General features: G+C 40.2%; 15 protein-coding genes. 7 read left to right on the top strand and 8 right to left on the bottom strand.

Going from position 1 to position 17949, the window contains the following annotated elements:
- From H6G96_RS24120 to H6G96_RS24140, 5 genes are all read right to left on the bottom strand, one after another.
- Positions 1-496 (bottom strand): hypothetical protein (locus tag H6G96_RS24120; RefSeq protein ID WP_199339727.1); only part of this gene is annotated, 496 nt, incomplete at its 3' end.
- Between the two features lie 367 nt (positions 497-863).
- Positions 864-1058: a hypothetical protein gene (locus H6G96_RS41540; protein WP_347242277.1), complete on the bottom strand. Its 195-nt coding sequence runs from the start codon at positions 1056-1058 to the stop codon at positions 864-866.
- 204 nt (positions 1059-1262) lie between these two features.
- Entirely contained in the window at positions 1263-2003 is a 741-nt protein-coding gene (locus tag H6G96_RS24130; RefSeq protein WP_190914214.1) for a hypothetical protein, read from the bottom strand.
- Positions 2004-2453: 450 nt separating this feature from the next.
- Positions 2454-3128: a hypothetical protein gene (locus H6G96_RS24135; protein ID WP_190914216.1), complete on the bottom strand. Its 675-nt coding sequence runs from the start codon at positions 3126-3128 to the stop codon at positions 2454-2456.
- 151 nt (positions 3129-3279) lie between these two features.
- The gene (locus H6G96_RS24140) at positions 3280-5208 is read right to left on the bottom strand and encodes an alpha-amylase family glycosyl hydrolase (protein WP_190914218.1); all 1929 of its coding nucleotides are present in this window, start codon (positions 5206-5208) and stop codon (positions 3280-3282) included.
- A 326-nt stretch (positions 5209-5534) separates the two neighbouring features.
- Between H6G96_RS24140 and H6G96_RS24145 the strand changes: the two genes are divergently transcribed.
- The 5 genes from H6G96_RS24145 to H6G96_RS24165 all read left to right on the top strand — a co-directional run bounded on the left by H6G96_RS24145 (position 5535) and on the right by H6G96_RS24165 (position 13120).
- Positions 5535-6749, top strand: coding sequence for an RNA-guided endonuclease TnpB family protein (locus H6G96_RS24145; RefSeq protein ID WP_190914220.1), 1215 nt, complete (start codon positions 5535-5537; stop codon positions 6747-6749).
- A gap of 193 nt (positions 6750-6942) precedes the next feature.
- Complete coding sequence (locus H6G96_RS24150; protein WP_190914222.1) at positions 6943-7980, top strand: hypothetical protein; 1038 nt, start codon at positions 6943-6945, stop codon at positions 7978-7980.
- Positions 7981-8201: 221 nt separating this feature from the next.
- Positions 8202-9188, top strand: a complete 987-nt coding sequence (locus tag H6G96_RS24155) for an AraC family transcriptional regulator (protein ID WP_190914224.1) — start codon at positions 8202-8204, stop codon at positions 9186-9188.
- A gap of 191 nt (positions 9189-9379) precedes the next feature.
- Entirely contained in the window at positions 9380-11959 is a 2580-nt protein-coding gene (locus H6G96_RS24160) for a TonB-dependent siderophore receptor (protein ID WP_190914226.1), read from the top strand.
- Positions 11960-12130: 171 nt separating this feature from the next.
- Positions 12131-13120 carry an iron-siderophore ABC transporter substrate-binding protein gene (locus tag H6G96_RS24165; RefSeq protein ID WP_190914229.1) on the top strand — a complete coding sequence of 330 codons (990 nt, stop codon included), beginning with the start codon at positions 12131-12133 and terminating at the stop codon, positions 13118-13120.
- A 77-nt stretch (positions 13121-13197) separates the two neighbouring features.
- Here H6G96_RS24165 and H6G96_RS24170 read toward each other — a convergent pair whose 3' ends face one another.
- On the bottom strand, positions 13198-13350 hold the full coding sequence (locus tag H6G96_RS24170) for a hypothetical protein (RefSeq protein WP_206757674.1): 153 nt from the start codon (positions 13348-13350) through the stop codon (positions 13198-13200).
- A 149-nt stretch (positions 13351-13499) separates the two neighbouring features.
- On the opposite strand from H6G96_RS24170, the gene H6G96_RS24175 reads away from it, so the two are divergent.
- Positions 13500-15305: a serine/threonine-protein kinase gene (locus tag H6G96_RS24175; protein WP_190914231.1), complete on the top strand. Its 1806-nt coding sequence runs from the start codon at positions 13500-13502 to the stop codon at positions 15303-15305.
- Positions 15306-15690: 385 nt separating this feature from the next.
- The gene (locus H6G96_RS24180) at positions 15691-15906 is read left to right on the top strand and encodes a hypothetical protein (protein WP_190914233.1); all 216 of its coding nucleotides are present in this window, start codon (positions 15691-15693) and stop codon (positions 15904-15906) included.
- A gap of 43 nt (positions 15907-15949) precedes the next feature.
- Here H6G96_RS24180 and ribD read toward each other — a convergent pair whose 3' ends face one another.
- Both ribD and H6G96_RS24190 read right to left on the bottom strand, forming a co-directional pair.
- Positions 15950-17164 carry a bifunctional diaminohydroxyphosphoribosylaminopyrimidine deaminase/5-amino-6-(5-phosphoribosylamino)uracil reductase RibD gene (ribD, locus tag H6G96_RS24185; RefSeq protein WP_190914235.1) on the bottom strand — a complete coding sequence of 405 codons (1215 nt, stop codon included), beginning with the start codon at positions 17162-17164 and terminating at the stop codon, positions 15950-15952.
- Positions 17165-17384: 220 nt separating this feature from the next.
- Complete coding sequence (locus H6G96_RS24190) at positions 17385-17930, bottom strand: GNAT family N-acetyltransferase (protein WP_190914237.1); 546 nt, start codon at positions 17928-17930, stop codon at positions 17385-17387.
- Positions 17931-17949 lie beyond the last annotated feature (19 nt).

A 17949-nucleotide genomic window follows, 5' to 3' on the forward strand; every position in this document is an offset into this window, starting at 1 on the left:
AAAGTTGACTACCAAAGGTGCCATCTCCATTAAAGAGATAGACTTGAGCCGTCAGGAACTCGTCAACAGCATATGCACCTTTTTCTTGGCGAATAAAGTCATCTTTGCCATCGCCGTTATAGTCTCCCACAATCACATTGGTTAAGTCACCACTCAGTATTGTGTAATCGTCAGTCAAAATTTGACTACTAAACGTGTCATCGCCATTAAAGATATCATCGTCTTGAACTGCCAGGAGATCGTCAAGAGGATCTCCACCTATTATTTCTGGGAAAATCAAGCCATCTTTACCATCGCCGTTATAGTCTTCCACAATCGGATTGGTTAAGTCACCACTCAGTATTGTGTAATCATCAGTCAAAATTTGACTACTAAACGTGTCATCGCCATTAAAGATATCATCGTCTTGAACTGCCAGGAGATCGTCAAGAGGATCTCCACCTATTATTTCTGGGAAAATCAAGCCATCTTTACCATCGCCGTTATAGTCTTCCACAATCGGATTGGTTAAGTCACCGCTCAGTATTGTGTAATCATCAGTCAAAATTTGACTACTAAACGTATCATCGCTATTAAAATTAAAAGGCATTGAGTTTTTTCCTTTTACAAAATAATTGTATTATGTTATGCTGTTTGTTAGCCTATTAATTGCATTATAGTTCCTATTTACATTTTTCCTATAGGACTCCTAGCTGAACAAGAATTTGGCAATCGTTGTCTGAATCAAATAGACATCTCCGAAAACAATCAAAGCCTTTGTATCACTAGCTTATAAGACGTAAATGCAATTATCATGAATTAGCTAAAAGGTACGATAAAATCAGGCTTTGAGATATTTGATGTTGATAATTAGGTCAAAATATCTAGGTTATATGCATAAATTTTAGCCTGAGGTCAGTGGATGTATTAATGTTGGTAATACTTAGCGTTCCAATTCGGAATCTTACTAGTCCACAAATGGTCAGAATTACCTCAGCATACTTTTGGAAGTTTAACCTAAATCGTTCTTGGACTAATCGAAATATTTTGACTGAACGTATGCGATGTTCTACAAAAATTCGTTTGGCTGAAAATGCCTTATTTTTTTTGCTTTCTGTTCAGTTGTGAATTTCCGATTTTTTGGTTTCTTAATTGGAGTGGTAATTAAATCCTCTCCCATATAAGCTTTATCTCCCTTAAATCTCTGTTTATGGTCAAACTGTGAACGATATTCACAGTGGAATGTCTTGAGAAAACTTTTCGATTTACAGAAATTATTATTTTTATTGCCTCTTCACAGCAATCGTATAACTAGGTAAATGTGAGGCATCTGTTTGAGTTTTCACAAGCCGCAAGTCATTATCTATATATAAATGCTCAAACACTTGAGAAGTTACTATGGATGTTTTTTGAAATCCATTAACATCATTTATCTCTATATTTTCTGATTTTAGAGTTTTAGGTAAAACCCCTTTTGAGGCGTTCAGTTTGACTTTATTGTTAACTACATGAGTAAACCAGTTGCAAACTGATTCTAAAGTTAGAGGAATTTCTCTATTGTTAAAAGCCTGAAACCTATCAATGTTCTGAAGATACCATCTACCATTTTGAACTTCATATTTTTGGATCAACATGAAATCATAAGCTGGTAATGTTGATTGAAAGTTCTGGGATGAATCCGGCTCTTTTCCCATTATATAGCGAGCTACACTGCCACAATAACCATCTTGCTGAAAAATTTGGAACGACTGCTCTTGTATTCTTTTCGGTAAACTTTCATGAAACGATATGGTAGACCAGATTGGTGTCCAAACACCCACTAAAAGCCGTAATTGTTCCGTAACACTGAAAACAGGATTATGTTGGCTCAACTTGATAAAATAGGGAAGTAATTCAGTTTTATAAAAATCTATTTCGTCATTTAAATCTTTTAGATTTCGACCTTGAACTCGTGCAAAAATTTCATTTTTAAATTTTACTTTCTTTGGAGCACTTAATTCATTTTTCAGTAATAGGTCTAACATTACCATTTACCTTTTTCTCATTTTTTTGATGACTTGGTTGGTAAGTATTAAAAACTGCTGACTTTAGCGCTCATAAAGATATCATCTATTCTTTTATATCGTAAAAGCTAAAGCCTTTTGTCCCTCTTTTTAGCAGTTTTGGGTGCTTATCTGCTTGATATTACCTATTTTTAATTACAGAGTGGTGTGATCCAGATCACTGTAAACTAAAATATATTGAAGAAGTATTTAGAAATCAGGGTATCGCATACATAGAGGTGTAGCGGCTGAATATCTGAAATTTCTACCATTTTCTTCCCTATACCCAAGTATGACGCTATTTTACAGTGCCTTCTTTCGTAATCACTCAACGACGATTTACAAGTAATGCACCAAAAGAGCCAACTTGATATGTTACGCTGACGCTAACGCATCCTACAATTGATCCGCAACTAATTTTCCAAAAGTAATCTAGCAATTACTCCTTTTATCAATTTTGTCATCTTGTCGGTCGCGTTGGGGACGGCAACTGCTTATATCTCGTTCTAAAGTATATTCCTTTTTGAGTTGGGGTTGACCATGTAATTGGTTAGGCGTGTAACCTAAATTATTGATCCAAGTAACAAATTCATCTATGTATGGCTGATTTGCTGTCGATTTGTGTCCTTGGTTTTTATGAACAAGTGGAGTGAACAAAGCAGGTAAATGAACAGTCTTGTCACCGAAGTAGTAGAAGTGCCGTGACATCAAAACATTTATACCGCCTAAATCTGTTTCTTGATTACTGATGTCATGAACACTTAGTCGCAATACTGGTTGTTCTCCTTGGCTGTAATCATAGATGCAATCACCAACACGATACTCAAATATTTCGCTGTTCCACTTTGGAATTTTGTGAGGACAATGAACTCGGCAAAACTCGTCGTATTTTCGCAATGTCATTTTGTCCGTTACCTGCATTGCATATACAATGCAATCGGTAATATTCCCAATTGGTGACTGTGTAGAGCCAAGTCCTACAACCCAATCTCCAATGTTTGCGGCTCGTCGGATAACAGGCTTGCAAATTGCGAGAGTGCAAAGTTCCCAGAATGGGTTAGGAGCCGCGCCATCATCATAACGTAGGCAGTAGGAGAAGAGTCTCATCAGTACAAAATTACTAAAGCATCTAACTACTACACTATGGCGCACACTGCGGCTAAATACGCTTATTTGTGTATTTTTTGTTACTTAAAATTTATAAATAATAAAAAGTGAAGAATCAAAATTTTAATCCTTCACTCTTCATTCTATATTTCTACGATTCTCTTCCCGATGCCCAGGTATCACGCCATTTTACAGTACCTTCTTTGGCAATCACCCAACGGCGATTTACCAAATTTTCCCGCAGAGGCGATCGCCCTTCTCGCCACATGGCATATTTATAAGCAATCAGCTTACCAGCACTCTCATCAAAGGGAATCTCAGCAGACCAGGTATTTTGGTTGATGTACTCTAAAGGATACGCTTTACTGATATCCCAGTTACCCAACTCTGGGCAATCTCCAGTTACCACAATAGTTTCGCCGGGTTGGGTATCCACGCCATTGAGTTGCACGCGCACAATTGTCTGTGCTCTGATGCGTTCCCCAACGTGGCTGAAAACAAGCACCCCTCGTTCTTCTAGTACTAGGTCATAAATCTTGCCGTCTTTCACTTCATACTTATTGCGAGTCACTACGCAGGTATGCTCCCCATCGGGCAATTCTGTTTCTACTTCTGGTAGAGTAACTTCTCCTCCCCGGTTTAAAGCTACAAAACACACGGAGTCACGATAGCGACGCACATAACAGTAAATGTCAGGTGTTAAGTATTTTTGCCAGTGGCTACCCATTGACACTGCGGGATTTAGTCGCCGTAGTCCAGACAGCAGCCTGATGCAACGATAAATCTCGCTCTCGGTATCCCAAGTTTCCATCATCGGGCGGTTATATGGGTCGTTACCGCCGTCGGTGTCGTCATGCAGATACTGTTCTGTGCCGTAATATATACAGGGAATGCCACGACAGGTCATAATTAAGGCGATCGCAACCTTCAACATCGCTGGATCGGGGTTCAGCGATTGGAAGCGGGACATATCATGGTTATCGATGAAGGTAACTAACTCTGTTGCCCCCTTGTAGCGATAATCCTGGTCAAAAATGTATTGAATTGTCTGGAATCCGTTTTCTGAACCTTGCGCCAGTGCGGCTCGAATTGCCACGCACAAACCAAAGTCTAGCAGTGTCATGCCTGAGTGGTTGGCAAATTCCACTGAGCGATCGTCACTAGGATTACTGTAAATCCATTCACCAAAAATAAATACATCTGGTTTGTGATTGCTCATATCGCCAGTAAATTCTTGCCAAAACCAGATGGGCATATGCTTGACAGTATCTACCCGCAGTGCATCCACACCCCGGTCGAGCCATTGTTTAATTGCTGACTTGATATACTCCCGATATTCAGTATTGTTTTCATTAAAAGTTGCTAGACCAGATAGCTCACAGTTTTGTACTTGCCAATCGTCTTCCCAGTCTTGCACTTCGCCATAGTGGTGATACCAATGATTGACATCATCATTAAAATCAGCAATTTTAACGCCATCATCATACAATTCGCCTTTGCTACCGCTAGTATCAGGGCTGCTATGGTTGCAGACAATATCCAGCACCAGCTTCATATTCCGCTTGTGCAGTTCCGCAACTAACCGATCAAAGGTCGTATTTTTTTCTTCTTGGGTAGCGTTTAAAGAAGGATTCTCCCCATCAGCAATGTACCGAGGATTGAGCCGCTTAAAGTCTTTTGTCCAATAGCCATGTAGCGCTGCATTGCCAACAAATAACTCTTCAACCTGCTCAAACAGAGGAGTTAACCAAAGGGCGGTAACTCCCATGTTTTTGAGATAATCTAATTTATCGATGACACCTTGCAAATCACCACCCCAGTACTTACCCCAATCTTGTCTAGTTGGATCGTACAGTTCTGAGTTTGCACCTTCGCTGTTATCTGGATCGCCATCATAAAAGCGATCAACTACAAGAAAGTAAATGGTTTCCTGACGAAATTCAATATCTCTAGTGTACAGAAACTCTAGGTCAATCTCAGTTTCTGATGGTGATGTTTCTATAAGAGCTTCTACTTTTTCTTGTGCAGAATCAACTTTGTATTGATCTGGTGAAAATTGAGATGCAGGGGTTTTTATCATAAAAAAACTCAAAATTAATCTAATTCACATTTGTAGAACCAACAGTACAATGTTTTGAGTATTGAGTGCTACTACAAATATTGGTATAGTGACATCTCACCCACGGTGTAAGTATCTATCGCTAGCTAGTTTATAATTCTATCGGTAGACATAATTCATTTGTCAGAGGATAAAAACAAAAGAATATAGTACTTATTAACGGTAATTGCTTTAAGTTTTTACCGAAAAACGGGGTCTAAAGCCCCGTCCTTCTAGGACGGCTTTTTATTCTATTTTTAATGAATCTTATACCCAACATGGTAGTATAAAGTGCGGGGGTATAGGCTATGCTAGTTTTTGAGTTTAAAGCTTATGGGAAGTCATCGCAATTTATAGCGGTAGATGATGCAATTCGGACTGCAAAGTTCATCCGCAATAGCTGTATTCGGCTATGGATGGACTTTAAAGGTACAGGTAAAAATGACTTGCAGAAATACTGCGCTGTGCTTGCAGCCAATTTTCCGTTTGCTAATGAACTCAACTCAATGGCTCGTCAAGCTTCTGCTGAACGAGCATGGTCTTCTATCTCTCGGTTTTATGACAACTGCAAGAAGGGCATTTCTGGTCTAAAAGGATATCCCAAATTCCAGAAAGATTGTCGTTCTGTTGAATACAAAACGTCAGGATGGAAGCTTGCAGGCAATCGAAAATCCATCACCTTTACTGACAAAAAAGGTATTGGACGATTAAAGCTCAAGGGTACTGGTGATTTGCACTTCTACCAGGTCAACCAGATAAAACGGGTAAGATTAGTAAAACGTGCCGATGGTGTGTATGTTCAATTTTGCATTGATGTAGACCGTTCTGAAAACATAGAACCGACTGGCAATACAGTTGGTCTGGATGTCGGTTTGAAGGAATACTACACCGATTCCAACGGCGCTATGATTGAGAATCCTGAGTTTCTGCGTAAAGGCGAAAAGATTCTCAAACGTTCACAGCGTCGTGTTTCCAGAAAGGTGAAAGGTTCAAAGAATAGAGGCAAGGCAAGACAGATTTTAGGAAATCGCCACCTCAAAATAAGTAGGCAACGTAAAGACCATGCTGTGAAATTAGCACGGTGCGTAGTTCAGTCTAACGACTTGATTGCCTATGAAGATTTGAGGATTAAAAACATGGTGAAAAATCATTGTTTAGCTAAGTCTATTAATGACGTATCTTGGTATCAGTTTCGTGTCTGGGTTGAGTACTTTGGAAAGGTATTTAAACGAGTCACGGTTGCGGTTAATCCGCAATATAGTAGCCAGCAATGCTCTCGCTGTGGTGAACTTGTGAAGAAAACACTATCCACTAGAACGCACGTATGTTTGTGTGGTTGTGTAATGAATAGGGACGAAAATGCAGCGAGAATCATCCTTAGTCGGGGATTGGGTACGGTAGGGCATACCGGAACCTTTGCACTAGATGCAAGTAACGCTTGGGGAGATGAAGCCTCTACTCCGGTTGGTGAAAACCTGCTTGAGCAAGTTTTGTCAGTGAGCCAAGAATCTCGGTCTCTTTAGAGCGGGGAGTGTCAAAACAAGATTTAATTAGTGCCGGATATTAGCTGTCTAAAAGGTTTTATTACACCTAAGCAATACTGAGTAAACCACTTATTAGCTAACTTTTTCTCTAGAAGATTCGCTCCATTGGTAAACTGACCATTGTCACTTTCAATCTGTTATTACTATCAACCAATTAATTCAGGTAGCAATTATGACAAAATATGACAAGGTTTTTAACTCACCAAAGACATCAGAGGAATCACTAAGTCCAGAGGAAGCGGTGGCGGCGATCGCAACTGTCACGGCGATCGCTGATTCATCTATTGAAGATGTAGATGCAGAAAGTTTAGCGGGTATCCTCTGGGAATTCGAGGTCTTCGAGGAATACTCAGAAGATGAAATCGCTGAAATAGTTGATAGACTCATAGGCATTATAGAAGAAGAGGGAATTGGGCCTCTGTTTAATGCCGCCAAAGTATCTCTATCGGATGAATTAGTGCTGGATGGTTTTGCAGCTGGAGTGATAGTGCTTTTAGACGAAGAACTCGCTATTCCCAAATCGAAACAAGCCTACCTCAAAAAGCTACAAACGGCTTTGGAACTTGAAGATGAAGAAGCAGAAGAAATTATCAAGGAGGTAATTGCAGCTTTTGAGGAAGAAGATGCAGATGATGAAGATGAGACGGTAGTCATAGAAGATTTTAGCGACCAGACATATCAATCTCCTTTAGGTAATTTTACTGTACCGATTCCGGTTGATCCGCAGCAAGGCGGCAGAATTCAAAGCCAGGAAGGAGTAGTTGGCTTTTCTGATGACATCGGTACTTTACTGAGAATCGATTATTATCCTTTCCCTTTAGAACAGTTAGAGGAACTGGAAGCTGTTGGACAAGAAGAATATTTACAAACAATTTTAGTAGACAAGTATGTACCCCAGGCGATTTTTGCCAATGTACCAGATGCTTCTGTAGAGTATACCGAATATCTGGAAGACACTTTGCGAGGCGCTTACTACGTGTTAATCGATATGCCCAAAGGTTCAACGATTTCTAAGCAGGAAAATAATGGAACTGCTATGAGATTAGATGCGTACCGGGGGCTACTTACCTTTATCAGTGGTGAATTTTTGTATATAGTTAGTAGTCAGCACAGCTTTATTAACGGCGAAACTCCCGATTCCGTTGAAGAAGAGGCTGAAGATATCAAGGAGAGTATTTTAGAGTTTGTTGAGACTATAGAGTTCAATTGAGTAGTGTAAACCTTAGTTAACTTGTTCAAACTTTAGAAATTCTAGTAATATTGCTCAAATCACAGATGCGATCGCATCTGTGATTTCCACGCCTTTTTGATGATGCCCATCTCGGTAGACAACACTGTTACATTCTGATACACTAAGTTTCAAAAATAATTGAGAATTTTTATCTATAGTATTCTCAGTTAATTGGTATTAGGTGTTGTATAGAGTAGGACATGGCGAATATTATTTCACTGGTAGATTACCAAGAGTTGTGGAGAGAAAGCAATCAAAACACTAGACAACCAGACCCATCAGATCCATCTGATATTATTAATATATGCCCTAAACAATTTGGCAGTGGATATGAACGTTGGATTGAACTGCGGGACATTAATTTACTAATTATTGATGCTGAGTTCCAGGATGATTTAGTTATAGAAAAAAACTTTTCAGATAGTTATGTTGGCGGGCTAGAATTTGGATTTCATCTCTTAGGGTATTGGAATAATATTAATGCCGGAAAAAATTTCTTTCAGAGTGGTGCTGTCCAACAAACTAAGCAATCAGAATTCTTGCGATCGCAACGACTTTTAAAGGTAGATATACATACCGAATCCTCCGAATTAATTAATAGTTTTATTCCAGGTGGTTTAAATTCTATATCGCCGCAAATCCTGAAAAATGTCATCAAAACTAGTCAAGAGCCATATTTTAAAATTGATCATACTACTCCAGAAATGCGCGTTGCTCTTGAACAAATTATCAATTGTCCCTTTACAGGTTTAACGAAAAAAATTTATTTAGAAAGTAAATCTTTAGAATTAGTTGCCTTGAAACTGGAACAATTAGCCACTAGAGAAAATAGTTCTACAAAAGTCACTGCCTTAAAAGGAGATGATATCGATAGAATTCATTATGCCAAGGAAATTTTAAGCCAAAATCTAGATAGTCCTCCTTCCTTACTAGAACTAGCTAGGCAAGTAGGATTGAACGACTACAAGCTCAAGCTAGGCTTTCGCCAAGTATATGGTACAACTGCATTTGGCTACTTACACCAACAACGGATGGAAAAAGCACGCCAATTAGTTTTAGAGGGTCAAATGAATGTCAAAGAAGTGGCGCGTGCTGTTGGCTATACCAATCAAAGCCATTTTGCCACAGCTTTCCGCAAGCAATTTGGCACTAATCCTAAATCCTATGATTTGTTACTTAGAGCTTAAAAATTAATTGATATACAGCTATTTGCTATCAATTTATTATCAAAATCCGTTTGAGGTTCAAAAAAATCCGTTTTGGGTTCAATCATACCTTCAAAATCAAATCGATTATAGATTAAGCTTCTTGAAAAAGATTCTTAGCTATAACAATTAGAGCCTTTGATGTTGATAGAGGCTTTTCTACGTGAGGAGATATGAGGAGACAACCGCAATTATTGATGGGTTTATGGTTAGCAGGGGTATTAGTTACTGCACAACCTGCTTGGGGGAGTGGGAATAGTCCCTTATCTGAACGCGGTAGTACCTCTGCAAATTCTCAAGGATTACTATCTCAAGCATCAGCACCTCAATCTCTAATTCTTGTCAATGGAGTGCGAATTGATACTAAAGATAAAAGTGTAGAAGTAATTTTAGAGACTAAGCAAGGCGAACAATTGCAAGTAGCAAATAGCAGTTCGGGTAATAGCTTAATTGTTGATATTACTAATGCTCAACTGAGTTTGCCATCAGGAAATACATTTCGGCAAGAAAGACCGCTTGGGGGTATTGCTGAAGTTACAGTTGTCAACCAAGACAGTAACACTATTAGAATCACTGTCACGGGAGAAGTGGGAACACCCGCTTATGAACTATTTGATAGTGATGCAGGTTTAATTTTAAGTGTTACACCTGCGACACCTTCCGCATCTCAACCAGAAACACCACAACAGCCACCACAGGATAAACCTACTACAGAAACTCCCATAACAAAACCAACAGATGAGACTGATGCACCTATTGAACTGGTAGTTACAGGTGAACAAGATACATATCGAGCCACGGAAGCATCAACCGCCACAAAATTAGATGTACCACTGCGGGATGTTCCAGCATCGGTGCAGGTAATACCTAAAGAAGTCATTCAAGACCGCCAAGTAATCAGACTTAATGAACTAGCAGATAATGTCAGTGGTGTACGTCCTCAAGAAACTTATGGTGGACTGGCATCTCAAGGTTACTTTATTCGCGGTTTTTCTACAGGCTTTGAAACCCTGCGTGATGGCTTTAGAGATTTTGGCTTTTTTAGTCCCCGTGATGTAGCTAATATTGAGCGTGTAGAATTTCTCAAAGGCCCTGCATCAGTTTTGTATGGTAGTGCAACCAGTCCCGGTGGTGTCGTTAATACTATTACGAAAAAACCACTCGCAGACCCTTTTTATCAAATTAATGGTACTATTGGTAACAACGACTTTTACCGTACATCAATTGATTTTTCCGGCCCCCTCTTAGAAAATCGCGCAGCACTCTACCGGATCAATGCAGCTTACGAAAACGCCAAAAGTTTCCGTGACTTTGTAGAAAATGAAAGCACCTTTATTGCACCAATTATTACCGTCAAAGCCGGAGAACGGACAAATCTCACCTTTGGTTATGAATATCAAAAGTATGACTACACTTTTGATAGAGGTTTTTCTTCCGATAATCAAGTAGTTTTTGACCTCCCTATCAATCGGTTTTTAGGTGAACCTAACCTGAATAGAGGTGAAGCAACATCTAATAATTTCACCTATTCACTAGACAGTGAATTTGGTTACAACAATAACTGGAAATTTCGTCAGGCTTTCAACGTTATTAACGTTAACGGTAATACTAGAGGAGCGCAACCAAGGTTTATCAGAGAGGACGGACGTAATGTAGCACGAAGATATCGCAATGTTGATGAAGAGCAAAATAACCTGTCATTTCAAAATGAAATTAGTGGCAAATTTAATACTGGTTCAATTCGCCATAATGTTCTTGTAGGATTGGAATTGTCTAGTTACAAATACTCCTACGATCTCTTGAGTGGAGACATCGCCGACTTAGATATTTTTAACCCAGTTTATGGCGCACAAGCACCAGAGTCTCTTAGCAGGTCTAATGAGGAGTATGGTGGAGATAATATTGCACTGTATTTTCAGAATTTAATTGAACTGATACCTCAGATTAAATTACTGGCTGGTGGTCGCTTTGACTGGGTTGATTCCTTTTATCGAGATGTAGAAACTGGCACAAGCTATAATGAAAATTCAGATTCCGAATTTTCGCCACGGGTTGGAATAGTTTATCAACCGACTGATTTCACTTCAGTTTATGCTAGTTGGACAAATTCTTTTAACCCCCAAATATTTGGCACATCTCGCAATAACCAGCCTTTTCAACCAGAAACCGCAGAACAATTTGAAGTTGGGATTAAACAGGAGTTTTTTGATACGCGTTTATCAGCAACTTTAGCTTATTTTGATATAACTAAGAAAAATGTTTTGACTACAGACCCGGAAGATGACAATTTCCAAATTCAAGTAGGGGAACAAAAAAGCCGAGGTTTAGAGTTAGATGTTGTTGGGGAAATTCTCCCTGGCTGGAAAATTATTGGCACGTATACTTACACTGATGCTTATATCAGCCAAGATAATGATCCAAACTCAAACTTACTGAATAATAGATTAACAGGTGTACCTTACAACAGTGCGAGTTTATGGACTACCTACGAACTGCAACAAGGTAATTTGCAGGGTTTGGGATTAGGACTTGGTATTGTTTACGTTGGCGAACGAGAGGCGAGTTTACCCAATAATCTGAAAATTCCTTCGTATGTTAGAACAGATGCCAGTATTTTCTATAAACGGGATAATTGGCGTGCTGCTCTCAATTTTAAGAATCTTTTTGACACCAAATACTACGAGTCTCAGAGCTTTTTCATTGTTCCCGCAGCACCTCTTACTGTTTTAGGAACTATTTCTTTTGAATTTTGATGTTGGATTGTAAGGTACATTCAAGCAGTGCATTACGGCTAATTTATAAAACTGCAAATGCTCAAATTATCACATAGCCGTAACACAACGGCAATAAAGCGGGATGAACATCCACACCGCTTTTTGCCTTTCCTACTTATACTTAATCGTGATAAAATATATAAGTAAATAATGAAAAAGCATTTTTATTATTACCTTCAGCTATTTGTAGCGATCGCAGTTTCATGCTTCATAACTATTGCTTGTCATAGTAATTTGCCAGATAGAGCATCATCCAATTCAGAATGCCGATTAATTAAGCATGAATTAGGCGAAACTTGTATACCTCTAAATCCGCAGCGTATTGTTGTTACAGATCAAGTTGCGTTAGAAGATGTAATAGCATTAGGATTGAAACCTATAGGTGCGGCTGATACAGCTTATGTAGCTAGTAAATCTATTTTTCTCAAGAGCAAAATGGGTAATGTAAATTATATAGGCAAAGAACATCAGTTTAATTTAGAGAAAATATTAGATTTACATCCAGATTTAATTATTAGCTTATTCGGTATCAATTCTGCAACCTATCAATTATTTTCAAAAATAGCCCCTACAGTTCAATTTAAATATGTTCATGCTAAATGGCAAGAATCTTTTCGGCAGATTGGGAAAGTATTAGATAAAGCGGAGCAAGCTGAAAAACTTCTGGCTGAGTACGAACAGCGATTAACAAAATTGCGAATTACCCTAAATAATCAAATCAATACATTAAAAGTATCTGTCAGCCGTTTTCATGGACAAGTTCAACTACCTGAGTTTCGTTCTCAATTTTCATTCCCTGGTAGTATTTTACAAGAAGTGGGTATTTCTATGCCAAATGCTCAAAGTCAGTTAATTAAAAACCCTAATGATACTTTGGTAATTCTGAATTTAGAACGTATAGACTTACTTGATGCTGATATTTTATTTGTCGCGGTAGATCCTGGTGCTAGAGAATTATTCCAAAAATATCAGAATACTCGTCTTTGGAAAACATTGAATGTAGTACAGAATCAGCGAGCTTATAGTGTGGATTCTAGTTATTGGATTTTTGGTAGTATTTTATCAGCTAATGCCATAGTTGATGATTTATTTAAGTATTTACCAAGTTTTGTCAGCAAAACGTTAAGGGCAAAGGCTTAAATAATTCGCAATTCGCAATTCGCAATTCGCAATTCGCAATTCGCAATGACGCTCGCGGCGCAGACTCGCTAACGCAATTACGTTTTGTAATGGGGATTTAGACCCCAACACAAAACAAGCAACCTAAACACAACTGCTGCTAAAACGATCGCACTCTGGTAGACTGCATGACTAGGCAATGCTACCTCTTGCTTGAATAGCTTCCAGCCTAACCAGACAAGCAGCGACATGAAGCCCCAACGCATCCAAATCTCTTTGGTGGCGTTCTTAATTCAGTGTTTATAACTGATGAACTTATCTGATGTACATTTGAAAAGGGCCCTCTCTGACGACAAGCCCAGAGGCGGAATGCCTCCGGTATCTATGCTTGTGATTTTTCATGACAATAACCCTGCTAAACAATCGCTATCAAGTTATCCAGGTAATCGGTGCTGGTGGGTTTGGCGAAACCTTTCTGGCTGAAGATGTCCATATGCCTTCTCGCCGTCGCTGCGTGATTAAGCAACTAAAACCGATAACCAATAATGACCCGCAAGCCTACCAGATTATCCAACAACGGTTTGAACGGGAAGCCGCAACCTTAGAGTATTTGGGTGAAAGTAGTAACCAAATACCTAAACTCTACGCCTACTTTTCTGAGAACGGGCAGTTTTACCTCGTCCAAGAATGGATTCACGGTCAAACCCTAACAAACATTGTCGAAGCCAAAGGATTCGAGAGTGAAACTGCTGTTCGGCAAATTCTCTTGAGTCTGCTTCCAGTCTTAGATTATGTCCACAGCAAAGGCATTATTCACCGCGATATCAAGCCTGAGAACATAATTCTCCGTTCTGTTGATGGCAAACCAGTTTTGATTGATTTTGGTGCTGTTAAAGAAACAATCCGTTCAGTGGTGAATTCTCCAGGATACCCGACGCGATCGCTTGTGATTGGTACGCCTGGGTATATGCCAAGTGAACAAGCCGTTGGTCGCCCAGTTTACAGCACTGATATTTACAGCTTAGGCTTAACGGCGATTTATCTGCTGACTGGTAAACACCCGCAAGAACTACCAGCTGATCTCAAAACTGGAGAAATACTTTGGCAGCAGCACGCCCCTAACGTCTCTTCCCAATTTGCGACAATACTTAATCAAGCAATTAAGCCTCATGCTGGCGATCGCTACAGCACTGCCAGTAAAATGCTACAAGCTTTGCAGTCTGTTAACAATATACCTCCTGAGTTAGCTGCAAATACTTCTACAGTCCTTTTTTCTCCCACTACTAGATCGACTCGACAAACCCAGCCATTATATTCCCCACAAAAAACTTCTGCCTCCGCATCTCCTAGAAACTGGCAAAAACCTGCTGTGATTGTTGGTAGCTTGCTGATAGGCGGCTTGCTTAGTGCAGTAGCAATTTCTAACATCACTCGTCAGCAACAACCAGAAACAACCATTGCTACAAGTCCCACCCCATCGCCAGAATCTTTGCCCACTCCTGTATCTGCCGAACCGTCCGCTTCTTCTGAAACTTCTCCAGTCCCAGTTATACCCACCTCACCACCACGACGGCGAATAATTCCCGATGTGCCAACTTTTAATCCCCCAGTTGTATCCACACCACAGCCAGAAAAAGAGCCTGTAACTTCAGATACTCCAGCGCCAGAAGTGCGTTCTACACCACAGCCAGAACCAGAGAATATTCCATCTTCCACACCCCAAAACAACGATCAGCCGCCTAGTAAAGTAGCTACCACTAACAGTAGTCAAAGCGTTCCTGCATTTCCTACAGGTACACCTAGAAGCGCCGTAGAAGCTGCTCTCGGCAAACCAAATCAAGATTTAAGAGGTGTATGGGGCAATACCCGTGCTGTTGTTTACAAACTAGTACCAAACAAAATTGATCTTGGTTACTTATTTGATCGTAATTCTAAAGTGTTGCGTCAAACTGAGGTATCTTTTGCTCAATCGGTAGACTCGCAGGTAATGGAGGCTACCTTGAATGGATTGTTAAATGGGCAAGCCACTGAAGAAATTAAACAGGGACTCAAACAGGTACAACAGCGCCAGTCAGATAATTTTAGGTTTAAGAAAGGCTCAGTTAAGGGTCAGATTATTCGCCAAGAATGCAATTTTATTTACATCAGCATTTGGGATGCAAATTTACATGATTTTGTGAGTCCATCTACAGCCAAAAGGTGTTAATTTCTGGTAAAGATTATCTTCAAAAGTTAAGTTTTTGTATCCTATAAGACAAATATAGTATTCAATATAGTAATTAAAAAACTGGCATTCTTGGACAACAAGCAAAATAATTGCAGTCCTGACAAACATAAAAACCCAGTTTTTAGAATTTAGTCTATTTGTCTTCTAGGTTTTACAATAAACCCATAAAAATCTGTCTTTTGCATGCCCAATGCCCAATGCTCATTTTCAAACTAAGTTTCAAATTCTTAATCTTCATAAAGTTATAAATACCATTATTAAGTTTTTAATAATACTTGTCTCAGCTTCTACATTCATGTCGTAAAGTGCGATCGTAATTGTGTAATCTGAAGACAGCAAAGCTAAATTATTCAATTGAGGTCTGATGACTCCTACAATCATGCGTCAGCTTTGGTCAGTGGTTGAAACTACCCAAGCCAAGCTCCTCTTACAACTGGATGATGCTAGCTTGGTGCAGTGGTTAGTAAAACAAACCGAAACGCAGGTGTTGTTAGATTCTAACGAAACTGATTTTCTCTGCCACTACATCCAATCCCGGCTAGCCCTTATACGTGATATGGCTCATGAACGCCAATGTTGATGAGCAATATCACAATGAATTGATTGATAGTCAAATGTTATTACTATTGACTATTGGCTTTTTGAGGAAAATAACCTTCCACTAAGCAGTCAGAGCCTACTACACGCCAACGAACACGTTCTAGAGACAACGCCTCAGTCATGGTAGTAAAACCTAAATCGCCCACAGGTGTGGGAGCAATGGTACCACCAATGATTTTCGGGGCAATAAATGCTAAAACTTTTTGCACTGCTCCTTGAGCGATCGCACTAGCAGCTAAAATACCACCACACTCCCAAAGGACGCTACAAAAACCCCGTTCATACAAGTATGCCATTGCCTTATCTGGTGTAAGTGATGTTAATTCCACCACCTCCACCCCCTGCTTGAGCAACAGTTCTTGGAAGTCGGGATTAGCACCTTTCTGTGTCAACACCAAAGTTGGAGCATCCGCAGTTTGCCACAGATGGGCACTTTCCGGTAAGTCGAGATGGCGACTCATAACCACCCGCAGGGGATTATGTGCCTCCACCTGACGGGTAGTTAAGTAAGGATTATCTTGTCGGACTGTATTACCGCCGACAATTATTGCATCGCAAGCCGCCCGCAACTGATGTACTTCATTGCGGGCTTCTTGGCTTGTCACCCAGGTGCTATGACCAGAGGTAGTAGCAATTTTGCCGTCTAAAGTCATGGCATATTTTAAAATTCCCAAAGGTCGTTTGTAGAGAATGCGATGCACAAAAGCTTCATTTAGCTGATGACAAGCTGATTCTTCTACTCCTACCAAGACTTCGATCCCCGCCGCACGTAAACGGGCAATACCACCTCCAGCTACTAGTGGATTGGGATCAACCATACCCACCACCACTTTTGCCACCCCTGCTTGGATCAATCCTTCTGAACACGGGGGAGTACGCCCATAGTGATTGCAAGGTTCGAGGCTGACATAGATTGTTGCACCACGAGCGCGATCGCCTGCTGCCCTCAAGGCAAACACTTCTGCATGAGGCTCACCTGCACGAGGATGAAACCCTTCGCCGACAATTTCGCCATCCTTGACAATCACCGCTCCCACTAGCGGATTTGGCGAAGTCCGTCCTAAAGCGCGGCGAGCAAGTTCCAAACACCGGAGCATCATGCGAGAGTCAAAGTCACTTCCGATCTTTTCCTTTGGTGGTGAATTCAATCCTACTGCTGACTCCACTAGATGTATACTTTCCTGAGTGTAATTTTCTAAGGATGCATCTGCTTGAGCAACCACTGGGGAATTATCCATAATTTTAGGCAACACTGTAAATATTCTGCACGCGATCGCGCAGCCTTTTCACAGGAGAATCGCGCTTTGCTCCTGATAATTAAACAAATTAAATCCAGGCGCTATTATTGGCTATCTCAGCTTATGTGATATTTGACTCAACTGTAGCGTTAACTATCCCACTTCTAGTCAGGAGATATCAACATTCCTGCCTGTGCCGCTACCTGCACAGACAACTCTTTCAACCAGATGCACCAGCCCAAGGCCCAATAGGTTTCTCTGGTAGTTCCTGCTGATAGATTTCCTCTTTGTAGAGTTGAAAACCTCTTGCTTGGTAATTGGCAAGTGCATGACTACTATCCAAACTGCACGTATGAACCCACACTCGCTTTGCTCCCATTGCCCAAGCTTTTTCTACACCAACACTCAGTAAATGTCCGCCAATAGACTGCCCAATAAATTGTCGTAGTAGACCGAAGTAGGCAATTTCAACGTTATCGCCTGGCTGTGCTTCTAGCTCAACATAGCCTGCGGGTGTTCCTGAAAGGTATGCTACCCATGTGTGGAGTTCTGGACGGTTTAGATATTTTAACCAGCTTTCGTAGCTCCAGTTTAAACGGTTAATCCAATACCAGTCTCCACCTACGCTTTGGTATAAAAAGCGATTTAACTCAGGGCATGGAATCTCCGCACGGATGACCGTAAGTTTTGGATTGCTTGAAAAAGTAGGACGAAGCTGACTTGGATCAAGCATTTCTAAATACCAGGTGGTCACATCAATTAACATCTAGGAATCCGGTTTGATT

This window comes from Nostoc sp. FACHB-892 (assembly GCF_014698795.1).
GTDB lineage: Bacteria > Cyanobacteriota > Cyanobacteriia > Cyanobacteriales > Nostocaceae > Nostoc.